Here is a 17092-nt window from a genome sequence, read left to right on the forward strand (position 1 = left end):
CGCCAGCAGTGAAGGGTAACGGAGTTACGCTCAAAGTGTTATTAGGTAGATTGAAAATAATTAATAAGAAAATATTTAAGACTAAACATATTATATGAGGGGGAAGTATGATGACAAAGAAACATTTCTTACTTTCAGTTGCTTTATTATTTTTATTTTCATTATTTTTAGTTGCCTGTGGTAGCACAGACGATGCGTCAGGCGACGGGGAAGAAAGTGAAGGAGAAACACCAGAATTTATGAGTATGTTAACGGGCGGAACGAGTGGTACATACTATCCGCTGGGAGGAGCAATGGCTAAAATCATTTCTGATGAAACAGGAATACAAACAGATGCTGTTTCTTCCAATGCTTCGGCTGATAATGTAATCGCTTTACAGGAAGAAGAAGCTGAAATTGCATTTGTACAAACCGATGTTGTTGCAAATGCAATTGATGGAGTCAATGCTTTTGAAGATAATTCTGTTGATAATGTGCTTGCATTAGGCTCGTTATACCCAGAAACGATTCAGATTGTGACAACAGATAAATCAGGAATTGAGGCAGTGGAAGATCTTAAAGGAAAAACTGTTTCTGTTGGTGCGCCTGGTTCCGGAACTTATATCAATGCGGAGCAAATTTTAGACATTTATGATATGACAATGGACGATATTGATGCAGAGAATCTAGATTTTGATGAATCAACAGGTGGTATTCAAGATGGAAATATTGATGCCGCTTTCATTACTGCTGGTACACCAACAGGGGCTGTTGAAGGATTATCAGCAACAGAAGATGTGAGCATCGTTCCAATTGAAAAAGAAAAAGCAGAAGCGCTTGTAGAAAAATATCCATATTATGCAGAGGATACGGTACCATCTGGAACATATGGTATTCAAGAGGATGTAGATACAGTAGCGGTGCTTGCGATGCTAGCAGTGACTGATAACCTATCAGAGGATGCTGTTTATGATATTACAAAAGCGATTTATGAAAATACGGATAAAATTTCACATGATAAAGGTGAAATTATCACATTGGAATCTGCTTTAGATGGAATAGGTATTGATTTACATCCAGGTGCAAAAAAGTATTTTGATGAAGAGGGTATTGAAGCGAAATAAATGATAGTAAGTGAAAGAACAGGAGGCCGGTTGCAGGTCCTATTTATAGGCAATTGCACCGGCCTTTTTAATCGAAATATAAGGTGAATCATAGATGGCAAAAAAACGAATAACTCTTTTGATAGGTATATTACTTTTAGTTATCACACTCGCATTCATGTTTATCCCTTATAAAACTGCTTTAGTTTTTTATAAAGAGAATACAGATCAAATAGAAGCTTTTTTACCAATGAATACAGGGGATCACTTTCAAATTATTTTTAAGCATTCGATCCATTTAACTGATGTTATCGAAAAATATGAGGTAACACGTAATCATGATATAAAACAAAATGAGATTGTTTATGAAGAATTTGGAATTGGGATGCCTTCGAATGCACAAGAAGGCGAGGAATTTGTTAATGAGGATGGAAAATATTATATAAAAAATTTAGAAAACATTTTCCCATCGATGAACATACGGAATGGAAAGACAGTATCAGAACACCGGCTTGTTTGGGGAAACCAAGCGGAATATAGGGTTTGGTTTAATGATTATTTTCAGCCGGGTGCTTGGTTCAAATTAAAAATAGAAAAATTAACGCTCAGTCAGTATTTGAAAGAGGTGAAAATTCATGAGTGAATCAAAGCCAGAGCTCACAAAAGAACAACAGGATGAATTATTACAAAAATATGATGCAGAATCAAATACACGTCATTTAACTGGAATTGCAGCGAAGGTTGTTTTTATTACGCTGATTGCCTTTTCTTTATTCCAGCTATATACAGGTGCGTTTGGTCAATATACAGCATATATTCAACGAACTGTTCACTTGGGATTTGCATTAACCCTCATTTTTCTTTTATTCCCTGCCAGCAAAAAAGGAAATAAAGTGAAAATAGCTTGGTATGATATTATTCTAGCATTATTAGCAATTGTTGTTTGCGGATATTGGCCGCTTTATTATGAAACATTAGTACAACAAATAGGAGGGATTGATCAAACGCAATTCATTATTGGAAGTATTGCTATATTGTTGGTCCTTGAAGCAACAAGAAGAGCTGTTGGTCTTCCGATTACAATTATTGCAATTATCTTTATGATTTATGCGTTATACGGACCGCAAATGCCGGGGATGCTGGCACATCGCGGTCTTAGCCCGGAGCAACTGGTGAATTCGATGTTCTTTACATTAGAAGGTATTCTAGGAACTCCGTTGCAAGTTTCCTCTACGTATATTTTCCTGTTTTTACTCTTTGGAGCTTTTCTTATCCAGACAGGTGTCGGAAATTATTTTAATGACTTGGCCATTTCACTTGCAGGAAAGCGTACGGGGGGACCGGCAAAAGTTGCTATATTTTCAAGTGCCTTAAATGGAACGATCTCAGGGAGTTCGGTAGCAAATACAGTAACGACCGGTGCTTATACGATCCCTATGATGAAGAAACTTGGCTATCATCGCAATTTTGCTGGAGCTGTTGAAGCAGCTTCCTCAACCGGAGGACAAATTATGCCGCCTATCATGGGAGCGGCCGCTTTTTTAATGATTGAATTTGCCGGTGTTGGTTACTGGGAAATAGCAAAAGCAGCAACCATTCCAGCTATTTTATATTTTTCAGGAATATGGATTATGACCCATTTTGAAGCGAAGAAATTAGGACTATTCGGATTACCTGAGGATGAAATACCAAGTAAAAAAGAAGTTATGAAAAAAATTCATTTGCTCATTCCTATTATTGCTATTGTTTATTTGCTGTTTAAAGGATTCAGTGTTGAACGAACGGCATTATATGGAATATTATCCATCATCATTGTAAGTCTATTTCGAAAAGATACGAGATTAACTCCTGGCAGGCTTATTTTAGCGCTAACTTCCGGAGCTCGTACTGCACTGGGAGTTGCAGCAGCTACAGCATGTGCGGGAATCATTGTCGGGGTAGTAACGAAAACAGGTCTGGGATTGAAACTAGGAAACAGTCTTGTTAATCTAGCCGGATCCATTGCGTCTTCCATGAATATCCAATTGATGCTCACATTGATCTTTACAATGATCACTTCCATTATTCTAGGTATGGGATCTCCAACGACAGCAAACTATATCATTACATCAACCATTGCACTGCCAGCAATCATTGCATTAAATGATCAGCTGGAAGTAGCAATTCCGGTCCTTGCTGGACATATGTTTGTATTTTATTTCGGTATTGTAGCAGATATTACACCACCTGTAGCATTGGCGGCTTTTGCAGCCACAGGTATATCCGGTGGTGCACCGATACGGACTGGTGCAAATGCATCCAGGCTTGCGATTGCAGCATTTATTATTCCGTATATGTTTGTTTTACAACCGGAATTATTAATGATCGACACATCCTTGCTCGAAATTAGTATGATATTAGTTACTGCAATAGCTGGTATGATTGCCATTGGCGGCGGTTTAATTGGGTTTTGGTACCGTAGATTACACTGGATAGAGAGAACGATATCGATTGCTTGCGGTTTGCTACTAATTTATCCGGGGGGATATACAGACTTAATAGGGTTAGGTGTTTTTGTCGCTTTGATTGCCCTGCAGCTTTCGTCCATGCGCAAGCGAGAGACAGATACCGATATTAAACAGGTTGGAAGCTAATTGATAAAAAATATTTCGCACCCACGATTCTATCTATTGTGGGTGCGAAAATAACTATTTTACAAGATTTCCCTCCCATGCAGGGAGACTTTTATTTAGCGGTTTATCTTGACGGTAACCTAATACATATTCCGCCTGCATAATCGTATGAATTTCACGTGTTCCTTCGTAAATGACTGGTGCTTTCGAGTTGCGTAAATAACGCTCTACAGGATACTCATCGGAATAACCATAAGCACCATGAATTTGCACGGCATCATCTGCTGCTTTATTAGCAAAATCACAGGCTTGCCATTTGGCGAGTGATGTTTCCCGTGTATTTCGTTTTCCTTGATTTTTTAATGCTCCTGCACGATACACAAGCAATCGGCTCATTTGTAATCCTGCTTCCATCTTAGCAATCATCTGCTGAACGAGTTGATGCTTGCCAATTTCTTTTCCAAATGTTTCCCGTTCATGACAATATTTCACACTAGCTTCTAAACATGCCATAATTTGACCGACAGCTCCGGCTGCTACTGTGAAGCGTCCATTATCCAGGGCAGACATAGCAATTTTAAATCCTTCTCCTTCTTTACCAAGCAGGTTTTCTTTTGGTACTTTGACTTGATCGAAAAATAATTCGCCAGTATTGCCAGCTCGAATCCCATGCTTTCCTTTTGTTGCTTTGGAAGAAAAACCTTCCCATGTTCGTTCCACAATAAATGCAGAAATTCCCTTATGCTTTTTTGATTTATCCGTATAGGCAAAAACAATAAAGTGATCAGCAGTATCACATAGAGAAATCCATGTTTTTTGTCCATTTAAGATATAGTAATCTCCCTCTTTGACTGCAGTTGATTCTAAAGAGGCAACATCGGAGCCTGCTGCTGGTTCTGTCAGACCAAACGCACCTATTTTGTCCCCTTTTGCTTGAGGAGTAAGGTACTTTTGCTTTTGTTCTTCAGAGGCCCATTGCAACAAAGTCATGCTATTTAATCCGGTGTGCACGGATACGGCAGTACGGAATGCGGTATCGCCACGCTCCAGTTCCTCACAGACAATCGCCAGTGAATTATAATCCATGCCGCTACCGCCATACTCTTCTGGAATACATACTCCCATTAAACCAAGTTCAGCAAGTTTCGCCATAATAGCTGGATCAAATTCACCTTGACGTTCCCACTCTGCTATATATGGCATAATTTCCTTGTCTGTAAAACTTCTCGCTGTGTCTCGTAACATTTTTTGTTCCTCTGTAAGTTCAAAATTCATTTTCTTCATCTCCTTCATTGTAGTTGTTTTTTAATCCTAATCGGTTGAATATTTCCTCATTATGTTCACCCACATTTGGCGGGTGGTGATTAACCTTCACAGGTGTCCGTGATAGTTTTAACGGACTGCCAATCATTTTAATAGGCCCTGCACTAGGATGCTGGTATTCGATAAACATATTTCTCGCTTGAAGCTGCGGATCATTTGTAACTTCTTTGATATTTTGGATTGGTCCGCAAGGTATATTGTTTTCATTACATTTCTTTCTCCAGTATGCAGTTGGTTCTGTAAGAAAAACTTCCTGTAATAATGAATCTAATTCTTCACGATGTTTGACTCGATCCGGGTTCGTAAGAAATCTAGGGTCCGAGCTGTATTGTTGTTTATTTAAAATGGTGCATAAAGCATTAAATTGATTGTCATTCCCTACTGCGATGACGATTTCGCCATCCGACGTTTTAAATGTTTGGTAAGGGACAATATTTGCATGGCGATTCCCCCGGAGTTTAGGTATTACGCCAGACATTAAGTAATTACTTCCGATATTTACAAGTGAACTTACAGCAGCATCGTATAAGGAAATATCGATTTTTTGCCCTTTACCTGATTGTGTACGTTCTAGCAATGCACTTTGAATGCCAATACAGGCATATAAACCTGTTAGAATATCAGTGATGGCTACACCTAATTTTTGGGGTCCGGAATCATCATCCCCTGTAATGCTCATCAATCCACTCATTGCTTGAATAATGAAATCATAACCTGGCATGTTTTTGTATGGTCCTGTTTCACCAAAACCGGTAATCGAACAGGAAACAATCTTAGGGTTAATCGCTGACAGTGATTCATAATCCAAGCCAAAGCGTTCCATCGTACCAGATTTAAAATTATTAATAATAACATCACTTTCCATTACCAGTTTTTTAATCATTTGAATGCCCTCTTCTGATTTCAAATCGGCTGTAATGCTTTTTTTATTCCGATTTGCGCAAAGATAATAGGCGCTAACATCGTTTTGGAAAGGGGGGCCCCATTTACGTGTTTCATCACTGCCTCCAGGTGCTTCCACTTTAATCACTTCTGCACCGAGATCCCCTAGAATCATCGTACAATAGGGACCAGCGAGAACGCGTGATAAATCTAGCACTTTTATATTTTTTAATGCGCCAGTCATTGTTTCACTCCTTCCTCTTTAACAGTGTAAATAAAAAAACCAATTCAAATTGTTTACAGACTGATTTTAAGCTGTAATACAAAGTGAACTGGCTTTTTATCCGTTGGAACAGATCTGGAATGGAACTGTAAACAGATTAGGCAGTAGGAATTATTATTATTTTGTAACTTATTCATTTATTTTATTATATGTTGGATTAAATGTAAAGTGTTTTCTAAACTTTTATAAAATTCAGTCCCTAGATATTTATAGTTCACATCTGCTCTGTTCCGACAAAAGAACAGTTTTAATGAAAACGATGTCATTTTATAGTATTATGATATAATTACAAATAGTCAAAAGTTTATAAAAAGGAGGTTTACAGGTGAATCAAACGATCTTTAACAAGCTGAGACCCATTTTTGCAGTTTCTACAAATATAGAGGAAGAAGCACTTTTAAAAAAGATTGCTACTCATCAGGATCCGTATTTATTTTTGACAGAGAATAATCGCCTCCGTGCGTATGTCGACTTAAAAAATTTAAAAACAGAAAAAATAGATTACTCTAATTTACATATTAACCAAATATTTTCAAATGCGATTTCCATTGATAAACTTGGAACTTTTAAATTAAATCAGACGCTATCTTTACCATTTATTTTTCAGGCCTTGGGACAACCTATTGTTTTAGTGAAGAATGAACAAAATGACATTACAGGCTATGTAAGAAGAGAAGATATGCTGGCAGGGATGTTTCGTGAGGAAACAAAAAATATTAATATCTTACGTGTACTGCTTGCATCGATACCGATGGGGTTATTTGTCATAGATCACGAATATAAAATTGTTAATTGTAATGAATCCGGACTAAAAATGATTCGTTCTGAAGCAGATGAAGTAATGGGAAAAGATGCACGTATTATATTTCACAAAGAACAAGTAAATGAAGTTTTCGCTACTGGTAAAACGATTTTAAATCAAATTCGCATTACTGATGAAATGGGTGTATTGGTCGATTACAGCCCTATCGAAACTTCAAACGGAAATGTGGAAGGTGCTATTATAATAGTGCAGGATTTGCCTATGGTTGAAGAGATGGCCATGGAAATCGAAGCTGTAAAAAACTTAAATAGTGATATGAACGCTATTCTTTCTACGATTTATGATGAACTTGTGGTCGTTGATCATACAGGTAACATTTTACGTCATAGTGAAAACTATATAAGGGATTTTTGGAAAGGTGAATTAAATGAGCTAGTAGGGAAAAATATATTGGATTTGGAAAAGAAAGGCGATATCTCCCCTTCGATAACGAAACTGGTTTTAGAGAAAAAAGAAAAGGTTTCCCGTGTTCAAGAGGGAAAGCATGGCAAGAAAGTACTTGCAGTCGGTAACCCTATCTTTAATGAAAAGGGAGAGCTCCAAAGAGTTGTTATAGCTTCTAGAGACATTACCGAAAATACAAAATTGAAAACGGAGCTAAAACAAACAAGAGAAATAACAAAGAGGTACAAACAGGAACTTACCCGCTTGAAAACTATGACAGCTGAGCCATCACATGAAATTATTTATTGTAGTGCTAAAATGCAGCAAATTGTTAATCAGGTTGAAAAGATTGCTAAATTTTCTTCTACGGTGTTAGTTCAAGGTGAATCAGGTGTGGGAAAAGAAATGATTGCACGTGCAATCCATCAAAAAAGTAATCGTTCCAATAAACCTTTTTTAACAATCAATTGTGGATCCATACCGGAAAATCTGCTTGAAAGTGAATTGTTTGGTTATACGAAAGGTTCTTTTACCGGAGCGGACATGAAAGGAAAGCAAGGCTATTTTGAACAAGCACATGAAGGCATATTATTTTTAGATGAAATTGGGGATATGCCAATGTCTTTGCAAGTAAAATTGCTAAGAGTTCTTCAGGAAAGTGAAGTTGTACCAATTGGAAGTGTTACTGCAATTCCTGTTGACGTTCAGATTATCGCTGCCACAAACAAGGATCTAAAAGGAATGGTTGAGAAAGGAACTTTCCGGGAGGATTTATATTATCGAATTCATGTCATTCCAATCCGTGTTCCGCCATTAAATGAACGATCAGAGGATATTCCGTTGCTCGCATATCACACATTGCAAAAATTAAACCAGCGATATGACAAAAATTACCATTTTTCGCCAGATGCACTGAATTTGCTCGAAAATTATTCATGGCCTGGCAATATCCGTGAATTACAAAATTTAATTGAACGACTATTTGTCACAGCGGATGAGGATGTAATAACTGCAGCGTTAGTCGATCAGTTTATGTCTAATGGTATTGTGAAGAAAGCTAAACCAATGGTTAATGGAATCATGCCGCTTCAAAAAGCGAAAGAGGAAGTGGAAGAACAGCTCATTCTGTTAGCGATGAAGAAATTTGGAACAACAACAAAAGCAGCGGAAGCATTAAATATTAGCCAATCGGCAGTGAGTCGTAAATATCAAAAAATTTTACAAAATGAATAGGAGAATAAAAAAGACTGAGACATAACTAGCAAAATATCTTAAAAAAGGTTCCAACCATCAAAAATTGGTGGCTGATTCCTGCGGGAAAAGCACGTGTCTGAAGACCCCACGTGAAGTGATTTTCTTCCGAGGAGGCTGAAGTCGTGCCCGCGGAAAGCAGCCACCTGTAGTGGAAGTCAACGGGATTACCATCCGTATCGATTAGTAAAAACTATAATAGAATTATCTCACCTAAAAAAAGTCAAATAGCCCCAATGGACTATTTGACTTTTTGACATTTACTGGGGTTTTGTCCCAGCTTTTTTTATTCAAATATCAAGGCGGATTGTTTTGTTAATATGAAAATATTCATAATACTATGCAATTAGTCATAAAAAAGCAGAGCGAAATCCAAAATAATTTAATTTACAAAGCATTCCTTTATAAAAAATAAATTCGTTAAAGGCCTCTGATATTATGGTTAGGCCTATTATTTTTTCTGAATATTTTATAAAAAATTAAGAGTTGGCATACAAGTTGCATTATAAAAAGTGAACGATTTACTAACAGGAGGTTTTTAATAATGGCAAAAGAAATAAATGTAATCAACTCAAAAACAAAAGAACTCGTTGAATTAGATAAGCGACATTTTATTCATCCTACCTCAGCACCGAAAGCAGCGGCTGAAGACGGGCCAAGTATTATTTTTTCAGAGGGCAATGGTATTTATGTCAATAATATGGATGGTGAGTCTTATATTGATGGAATGTCAATGCTCTGGAATGTAAATATCGGGCATGGACAAAAGGAATTAGCGGAAGCCGCAAATGAGCAAATGACGAAAATCGCTTATTCATCTGCATTTAAAGGGTTTTCAAATGAGCCGGCTATTAAACTTGCTGAAAAATTGGCATCGCTTGCACCTGGGGATTTAAATGCAGTATTTTTTACTTCGGGCGGATCGGAATCGAATGACACCGCTTTCAAGTTGTCGCGATTTTACTGGAAATTGAAAGGGAAAGCGGAGAAGAAAAAAATAATCGGAATGCAGTCTGGATATCATGGTGTAACACAAGCAGCTCAAAGTGCGACAGGAATCCCTGCAACTCATGAATTCGCAGGATCCAGTGTGGAAGGTTTTTATCATGCGACCCCACATTTAACCAATTGCGAACTTGGCGATAAAAATGATCCGAATTATGAAAACTCCATCAGAGCGCTTATCGAAAAAGAAGGTGCGGATACAGTTGCTGCCGTTATTATTGAACCTGTTCAAGGTGCAGGCGGAGTGAATATGCCACCTGAGGGATATTTAGAGGCGGTTCGAAAACTTTGTGATGAGTTTAATATTCTGTTTATAGCGGATGAGGTTATTTGTGGGTTTGGACGTACCGGAAAAATGTTTGGGATAGAGAATTGGAACGTGCAACCAGACTTCATGTCTATTGCCAAGGGAATCACAAGTGGGTATTCACAGCTGGGCGGCGTTATGCTCAGTGATGAGATCAGAGATACCATTGTAAATTATGATGGTGTGATGGCTCATGGTTTTACGTATAGCGGACATCCGACAGCCTGTGCAGTAGCCTTGAAAAATATTGAGATTATCGAACGTGACGGTTTGGTGGAGAATACCAAGGAAATGGAAAAAGAAATGCAAAAAGGACTCGCATATTTAGAAGAGAAGCATGACATTGTCAGAAATTGTCGCACGCTCGGATTGCTTGCCGCATTTGAAGTCTATAATCCTGAAACAGGGGAACACTTGGATCCATCCTTACAAGCGGCTGCAACGATTGTTGATGAATGTTTCGATCGAAAACTTATTCTTCGTCATATCGGCGATTTTAGAGTTGCAATTGCACCGCCGCTAGTGATCAGCAAACAGGAAATTGAAAAAATGATTCAGATTATTGATGAATCCATTACTGCTTTTAAAAACACGCTTTAAGAAAAAGGAGGATGTTCAAAAAGACACCAAATAAAAAGGCGTCTTTTTGAACATCATTGTTAAAAATTGAAACGAACATGAATAAACGGAGGATATTATGATTAAAAAATTAAAATTACAAGGATCAGCAAAAGAAATAGGCTATGAGCATGGTTTTCAAGGGAAGAAAGAAGTTTTACAAAGTCTAAAAACCTATGAAAAATTATTTCACGGATACCAGCATATCGATTGGTCTGAAGCGAGAGAACGCGCATTGGTTCACTTAAATGCCATTGAAAAATATGACATATCGATGCTTGAAGAAATGGAAGGGATTGCAAAAGGAGCGGGTGTAGATTTTGAAGATATTTTGGCCTTGAATGCCCGTAGTGAAATTGCTCTGGCCGGATATAAAGGAACTTCTTTTTCAGATGGCTGTACCGCAATGGCCATTACCAATCCGATTAGTACCGAAACAATTATCGGACAAAATTGGGACTGGAAGCCAACACAAATAAAGAGCTTGCTTCTGCTCGATATGCAAAACAATGATCATCCGGATATAACCATGGTTACTGAAGGTGGAATCATAGGTAAGATTGGTTTCAATTCTGCTGGTGTGGGGATTTGCTTTAATGCTTTAATTACAGATAAAAAATCAGATGAAGTACCAATCCACTTAGGATTAAGAGCAGTTCTTAATTCCAACTCTTTAACAGAAGCCGTTTCCAAAATTAAAGGTGGACAAATGGCTTCAGCCGCGAGTTTCCTCATCGGATATGACGAGGGGGATGGAAATGGAATGGCCGTAAATGCGGAAGTATCGCCATTTGGAATGGATTATGTTGGAGAGAATCCAGGTAAATTAGTGCATACCAACCACATCTGCTCGAGCCTCATTAAACAAAATTTAAAGGATATGAATGAATTCCGGTACGACGATTCGATGCTTCGTAAAAAAAGAGCAGAACAATTGATCAATACTACAATTGCTAAACAAGAAGTGATCAGAGAGCAATCATTTAAAGAATGGCTTTCTGATGAATTTAATGCACCAAATTCGATCAATCACTTTGAAAATAAACGTGCTCCTGAGCACCGAAGAATGGAAACAGTATTTTCGATTGTTATTAATCTAGCAAAGAGAAAGGCACATCTGCGTGTAGGAAAATCGCTTGAAAATGATTACGAGGAACTTGATTAGGAGGAAACTTAGATGCTCTATATAAATGGAAAATGGATTCAAACAGAAAATACATTCGAAGTAACAAATCCGGCAACAGGAGAAACGATTGAGACAATTTCATTAGGAGGAAAAGAAGAAACAATAGAAGCGATTGCAAGAGCAAAAGATGCATTTAAGCAATGGAGAAAAACAACAGGGAATCAGCGCAGCAATTATTTGAAGAAGGTAGTTCAATTAATGAATGAAAGATCTGATATGCTCGCTGAGACAATTACAAAGGAGAACGGGAAGCCTTTAGCTGATGCCAAGAGTGAAGTGGCTAGTGCCATTAATTATCTCGATTGGTACGCTGAAGAAGCGAAACGGATTTATGGAGATACGCTTTCGCCATCCCATCCGGATAAACATTTGATGGTCATCAGACAGCCAGTAGGTGTGTGTGCAGCGATTACACCATGGAATTTTCCGTTGTCCATGATTACAAGAAAGATTGCACCAGCTCTTGCAGCGGGATGTACGGTTGTCTTAAAGCCAGCCCTTCAAACTCCTTTATCCGCTGTAAAAGTATTCGAGTGTTTCCATGAAGCAGAGTTACCAGAAGGAGTAGTAAATCTATTAATTGGGGCTGCTGATGAAATAGGCAGTGAAATGACGAGCAGTCCAGATGTCCGTAAGATCACATTTACAGGATCAACACCAATTGGAAAAAAACTTCTCCGCGATTCAGCGAGTACAGTAAAAAAAGCATCCATGGAGCTAGGAGGGCATGCACCTTTAATTGTGTTTGAAGATGCAGATATTGATGAAGCAGTACAAGGAGTCATGCAGTCCAAATTTAAGAACTCCGGTCAAACCTGTATTAGTACAAACCGAGTATATGTTGCTGAAAGCATTGCGGATGAATTCGGTGAAAAATTAGCTGAAAAAACTTCGAAACTTCAAGTAGGAAACGGGTTGCAGGACGGTATTAACGTAGGACCGTTAATTAACGAGAATGCGCTGAAGAAGGTAAAAGAACAAGTAGAAGATGCGCGAGATAATAATGGAAAAGTGCTTTGTGGCGGGAAAGAAGCGGATTTGAATCAGGATGTAAATGGACATTTTTATGAACCGACTGTTATTCAATATGCAAACGATCAGATGCGTATTGCGACAGAAGAAACATTTGGACCAGTCGCGCCAATTTTTACATTTAAGGATGAAGACGAAGTGATCGAAAGGGCGAACCATGATTCATATGGTCTTGCTGCGTATTGTTTTACACAGGACTTAGGTCGCGGATTGCGTATGATGCAGGAATTGGATTACGGAATTGTCGGGATTAATGATTCACTTCCTATTGTAATCCAAGCACCATTTGGCGGAGTGAAAGAAAGTGGAATGGGCAAAGAAGGCGGAAAATATGGGTTGGAAGAGTATTTAGAAGAAAAGTATGTTTCTTTAAGCACAAAGTAATGAAGGAATGGGAGGAGAAAAGCATATGTCGGAAATTAAAGCAACACCCAATCTCGGAGAACACATGACTATTCAGCGGATTAAACCGGAAGATCTTGAGGAAGTTGCCGCATTGTCTAAAAAGTGTTTTGGACCTGATATGTCGCTAACACGTGACAATTTTGAAAATCAATTAAAAATTTTTCCAGAAGGGCAAGTGTGTCTCAGGTATAAAGATAAAATTGTAGGCTCAGCTTCGAGCCTAGTCATTAACTTTGATGACTATGGTGAGAATCATTCGTATACCGAAATTTCAGATGACGGTTATATTCGAAATCACAATCCCAATGGAGTGAATTTATACGGAATAGAAGTTGGTGTGCATCCAGATTTCAGAAAAATGAAAATTGGAAAGCATCTATACTTTGCTCGAAGGGAGATTTGTAAAGAACTAAATTTAAAAAGCATTATTATTGGTGGCCGTATCCCTAATTATTATAAATATGCTAATCAATTTACGCCAGACGAATATGCAAATGAAGTGATACAGGAGAAAATTTACGATCCAGTTCTCACTTTTCAGCATAAAAACGGTTTTCAATTAAGAAAAGTGATGCAAAATTATTTGATGGACGATGATGCATCATTGACGAACGCTACATTAATGGAATGGCATAATCCCGATTTTGCATAAATGGACTCGTTACCTAATTGCGGAACAGCTAATTCTAAAATAGATATATTATGTCAAATTACATTCATATGTGAAATACATCGAAGAAGGAGGATGACATGCTTGAAAATGGTAAACTTCAACGATCATTAGGGCTCTGGGCAATTGTTGGGCTTGGATTAGGTTACATGACGCCGACAGTTATGTTTGACACATTTGGCATTGTATCCAAACAAACAAATGGCATGGTGCCTCTTGCTTATATTATTGCGTTAATTGTCATGCTGTTTACCGCAATCAGTTATGGAAAGATGGTTCGCATTTTCCCAAGTGCAGGATCAGCTTATACGTATACAAAAGAAACGATGGGGAATTATACGGGATTTATTGTAGGCTGGGCTTCATTACTAGATTATCTATTGCTTCCATTAGTAAATGCCCTTATTATTCGGCTTTACCTGGAATCCCTTTTTCCAAGTGTCCCACCGTGGATTTGGGTAGTATCTTACGTGGCATTTGTGACAACAATTAATGTTTTGAGTATGAATTCAACTTCTAATTTAAACGGTTTTCTTGTCATTTTTTCCATACTCTTAATTATTTCTTTTATCATTTTTGCATCGATTCAATTGTATCAAGGGATGGGAACAGGAACCCTCTTTACCATGCAGCCAATCATAAATTCAAACGTAGATATGGTTGGTGTCTTGACCGGAGCTACCGTATTATGTTTTTCGTTTGTTGGGTTTGATGCGATTACGATGTATACAGAAGAAGCGATTGATAAAAATACAGTACCAAAAGCAATTTTTTTGACTGTGTTTATTGGCGGCGGGATCTTTTTTACAGCTTCTTTTTTTACACAAACCTTATTTCCTGATTTAAGCGTATTTCAGGTTGTTGACGATACATTACCGGAAATAGGTTTATATGTGGGTGGGAAGGTTTTCCAAGTGTTTTTAATTGCAGGTGCCTTTGCCGCTACAACAGCATCTGGACTTGCATCTCATTCGAGTGTTTCTCGGTTACTTTTTGTGATGGGGCGAAACAACATGTTGCCTAAAAAAGTATTTGGATATGTTCATCCTAAATTTCATACACCTGCAATAAACGTTGTGTTGGTAGGGTTGGTATCTTTATTTGCAATCGGCCCCAGCCTAGAGCTTATTACAGCGATTATTAACTTTGGAGCGCTGATTGCGTTTACATTTGTAAATATATCAGTGATTGCCTATTTTGCTGTAGGACAAAAAAGGTATAAAACAGGAAAAGATATTTTTTCTTTTATCATCATGCCGCTTCTTGGGGCAGGAAGTACAGGATTTTTATGGTACTTTTTACATGCTGATGCATTTATCGGGGGAATTATTTGGCTCATTGTAGGTATCATTTACATGCTGTACTTAACTCGATTTTTCAGAAGAAAATTAGGTACTTTAGATTTTGATGAACGCGAAGATACGCGTGCAGTTGAGGCGGATGTAAAAGTTAGCAGTCAAGGATAGGGGGTACAAACTCCCCTTCCTATGGTGAAAAAGAGGTATTTTGGAAGCGGTTCCAAATGAGAAACATAAAACTAAACAAAAGCAGGGGTCGTAGTCGATTTTCAGAGTGAAAATTTTAAAAAAGGAGAATTGGTATATGTCGGAAAAAGCAACTCTCAAACGGTCATTAGGACTCTGGGCAATCGTTGCACTTGGATTAGGTTATATGACACCAACTGTTGTGTTTGACACGTTTGGTATTGTAGCAAAACAAACAAATGGCGTCGTGCCATTAGCGTATATTGTAGCATTAGTCGTTATGTTGTTTACTGCGATCAGTTATGGGAAAATGGTGCGAGTGTTTCCAAGCGCCGGTTCCGCATACACGTATACCAGAGAAACAATGGGTGCAAATGCAGGGTTCTTAGTCGGTTGGGCTTCTTTACTGGATTACTTATTGCTCCCTTTAGTCAACGCTTTGATCATTAGACTTTATATGGAATCCCTCTTTCCGGAAATCCCTGCTTGGATTTGGGTTGTTTTGTATGTGGCAGTGGTTACATTTATAAATGTGTGGAGCATGGGCTCTACCTCCGGGTTAAATTCGCTGCTTGTCATATTTACCGTACTATTGGTTGTAACCTTTATCGTGCTCGCTTCTGTACAGCTGTACCAGGGAATGGGAGCAGGTACATTGTTTACATTAAATCCCATTGCCCATGAAAATGTTCAAGCTGTAGCTGTTTTAACTGGAGCAACGATTGTGTGTTTTTCATTTATTGGTTTTGATGCGATAACAATGTATACCGAAGAAGCTGCTAATCCAAATACAGTGCCAAGAGCCATTTTTCTGACAGTACTGATTGGTGGCGGAATCTTTTTTATTGCAGCGTATTACACACAAGCATTGTTTCCTGACTTAGGTGTTTTTCATTTATTAGATGATACGTTACCGGAGATTGGCTTGTATGTTGGAGGCAAGGCATTTCAACTCATTTTTCTTGCTGGTGCTTTTGCGGCAACAGTAGCGTCAGGTCTGGCTTCCCATGCCAGTGTATCCCGTCTCCTATATGTCATGGGAAGAAATGGAGTTCTGCCGCGTAAAGCGTTTGGCTATGTTCATCCGAAGTTTCGAACACCCGCATTTAATGTGATTTTTGTAGGAGCCGTGTCCTTGCTTGCAATTGGCCCAAGCCTAGAATTAATCTCAGCTGTTATCAATTTTGGAGCTTTGATTGCATTTACATTTGTAAACCTATCTGTCATCGCTTATTTTGCATTCCAACAAAAAAGATATAAAAGACCGGTAGATATTTTTTCTTATATCATCATGCCTAGTATCGGAGCGGGTTTTACAGGAGTGCTTTGGTATTTTCTACATGCAGATGCATTTATTGGAGGAATTGTCTGGGTAAGCATTGGGATTAGTTATATGCTCTTTCTTACTAAATTTTTTAGAACAAAAATGGTAGACCTCGACTTTGATGAAGCGGATAGGCCAATTGGCAAAGAAGCGTAGGAACGAAGGAATGTGTTTTACAATTTTTGTATTTAGATAGAGAAAATCTAAAAGATTATGGTAAGGATCCCGAATTACAAATCATATGTAATTATCGGTCACCAAAGAGGATTGTAAATCCCGAATATGACCATAGATCAAAAAAATACAATTATTAGGAGGAATAAGAAATGAAAATAGGAATACCTAAGGAAATAAAAAACAATGAAAATCGTGTTGCCATGACTCCTTCAGGTGTTGTAACACTGAAAAATGCTGGTCATGA

Annotated in this window: 13 protein-coding genes; 11 read left to right on the forward strand and 2 right to left on the reverse strand. The window is 38.1% G+C overall.

The features are described 5' to 3' along the window. Positions 1–110: 110 nt before the first annotated feature. The 3 genes from J2Z81_RS14700 to J2Z81_RS14710 all read left to right on the forward strand — a co-directional run bounded on the left by J2Z81_RS14700 (position 111) and on the right by J2Z81_RS14710 (position 3715). The gene (locus J2Z81_RS14700; protein WP_226371669.1) at positions 111–1103 is read left to right on the forward strand and encodes a TAXI family TRAP transporter solute-binding subunit; all 993 of its coding nucleotides are present in this window, start codon (positions 111–113) and stop codon (positions 1101–1103) included. Between the two features lie 94 nt (positions 1104–1197). Continuing rightward, complete coding sequence (locus J2Z81_RS14705) at positions 1198–1725, forward strand: DUF1850 domain-containing protein (RefSeq protein ID WP_029271079.1); 528 nt, start codon at positions 1198–1200, stop codon at positions 1723–1725. Continuing rightward, positions 1718–3715, forward strand: coding sequence for a TRAP transporter permease (locus J2Z81_RS14710; protein ID WP_226371670.1), 1998 nt, complete (start codon positions 1718–1720; stop codon positions 3713–3715). Before J2Z81_RS14705 ends, J2Z81_RS14710 begins: the two co-directional genes overlap by 8 nt. Before the next feature lie 54 nt (positions 3716–3769). Here J2Z81_RS14710 and J2Z81_RS14715 read toward each other — a convergent pair whose 3' ends face one another. Beyond that, positions 3770–4969, reverse strand: a complete 1200-nt coding sequence (locus tag J2Z81_RS14715) for an acyl-CoA dehydrogenase family protein (protein ID WP_029271075.1) — start codon at positions 4967–4969, stop codon at positions 3770–3772. Then, entirely contained in the window at positions 4959–6143 is a 1185-nt protein-coding gene (locus J2Z81_RS14720) for a CaiB/BaiF CoA transferase family protein (protein ID WP_226371671.1), read from the reverse strand. Before J2Z81_RS14720 ends, J2Z81_RS14715 begins: the two co-directional genes overlap by 11 nt. A gap of 364 nt (positions 6144–6507) precedes the next feature. On the opposite strand from J2Z81_RS14720, the gene J2Z81_RS14725 reads away from it, so the two are divergent. The 8 genes from J2Z81_RS14725 to J2Z81_RS14760 form a co-directional block, all read left to right on the forward strand. Next, complete coding sequence (locus tag J2Z81_RS14725; protein WP_226371672.1) at positions 6508–8622, forward strand: sigma 54-interacting transcriptional regulator; 2115 nt, start codon at positions 6508–6510, stop codon at positions 8620–8622. 562 nt (positions 8623–9184) lie between these two features. Then, positions 9185–10552: an aminotransferase family protein gene (locus J2Z81_RS14730; protein ID WP_226371673.1), complete on the forward strand. Its 1368-nt coding sequence runs from the start codon at positions 9185–9187 to the stop codon at positions 10550–10552. Positions 10553–10649: 97 nt separating this feature from the next. Continuing rightward, entirely contained in the window at positions 10650–11735 is a 1086-nt protein-coding gene (locus J2Z81_RS14735) for a C45 family autoproteolytic acyltransferase/hydolase (RefSeq protein ID WP_226371674.1), read from the forward strand. 12 nt (positions 11736–11747) lie between these two features. Then, positions 11748–13172, forward strand: coding sequence for an NAD-dependent succinate-semialdehyde dehydrogenase (locus tag J2Z81_RS14740; RefSeq protein ID WP_226371675.1), 1425 nt, complete (start codon positions 11748–11750; stop codon positions 13170–13172). Between the two features lie 25 nt (positions 13173–13197). Next, positions 13198–13845 (forward strand): GNAT family N-acetyltransferase, encoded by a 648-nt coding sequence (locus J2Z81_RS14745; protein WP_226371676.1) that lies wholly within the window; start codon positions 13198–13200, stop codon positions 13843–13845. A gap of 98 nt (positions 13846–13943) precedes the next feature. Beyond that, on the forward strand, positions 13944–15329 hold the full coding sequence (locus J2Z81_RS14750; protein ID WP_226371677.1) for an APC family permease: 1386 nt from the start codon (positions 13944–13946) through the stop codon (positions 15327–15329). Positions 15330–15465: 136 nt separating this feature from the next. Then, the gene (locus tag J2Z81_RS14755) at positions 15466–16827 is read left to right on the forward strand and encodes an APC family permease (protein ID WP_226371678.1); all 1362 of its coding nucleotides are present in this window, start codon (positions 15466–15468) and stop codon (positions 16825–16827) included. Positions 16828–16997: 170 nt separating this feature from the next. Continuing rightward, positions 16998–17092 (forward strand): hypothetical protein (locus J2Z81_RS14760; RefSeq protein ID WP_226371679.1); only part of this gene is annotated, 95 nt, incomplete at its 3' end.

The sequence above is a fragment of the Virgibacillus alimentarius genome, assembly GCF_017874635.1.
In the GTDB taxonomy this organism is placed as follows: domain Bacteria; phylum Bacillota; class Bacilli; order Bacillales; family Amphibacillaceae; genus Virgibacillus_B; species Virgibacillus_B alimentarius.

Bases quoted from the DNA above. Each gene is read 5' to 3' on its own strand.
- J2Z81_RS14735 (WP_226371674.1), top strand. From the start codon at position 10,650: ATGATTAAAAAATTAAAATTACAAGGATCAGCAAAAGAAATAGGCTAT.
- J2Z81_RS14745 (WP_226371676.1), top strand. From the start codon at position 13,198: ATGTCGGAAATTAAAGCAACACCCAATCTCGGAGAACACATGACTATT.
- J2Z81_RS14740 (WP_226371675.1), top strand. From the start codon at position 11,748: ATGCTCTATATAAATGGAAAATGGATTCAAACAGAAAATACATTCGAA.
- J2Z81_RS14720 (WP_226371671.1), bottom strand. From the start codon at position 6,143: ATGACTGGCGCATTAAAAAATATAAAAGTGCTAGATTTATCACGCGTT.
- J2Z81_RS14750 (WP_226371677.1), top strand. From the start codon at position 13,944: ATGCTTGAAAATGGTAAACTTCAACGATCATTAGGGCTCTGGGCAATT.
- J2Z81_RS14710 (WP_226371670.1), top strand. From the start codon at position 1,718: ATGAGTGAATCAAAGCCAGAGCTCACAAAAGAACAACAGGATGAATTA.
- J2Z81_RS14705 (WP_029271079.1), top strand. From the start codon at position 1,198: ATGGCAAAAAAACGAATAACTCTTTTGATAGGTATATTACTTTTAGTT.
- J2Z81_RS14730 (WP_226371673.1), top strand. From the start codon at position 9,185: ATGGCAAAAGAAATAAATGTAATCAACTCAAAAACAAAAGAACTCGTT.
- J2Z81_RS14755 (WP_226371678.1), top strand. From the start codon at position 15,466: ATGTCGGAAAAAGCAACTCTCAAACGGTCATTAGGACTCTGGGCAATC.
- J2Z81_RS14700 (WP_226371669.1), top strand. From the start codon at position 111: ATGACAAAGAAACATTTCTTACTTTCAGTTGCTTTATTATTTTTATTT.
- J2Z81_RS14715 (WP_029271075.1), bottom strand. From the start codon at position 4,969: ATGAATTTTGAACTTACAGAGGAACAAAAAATGTTACGAGACACAGCG.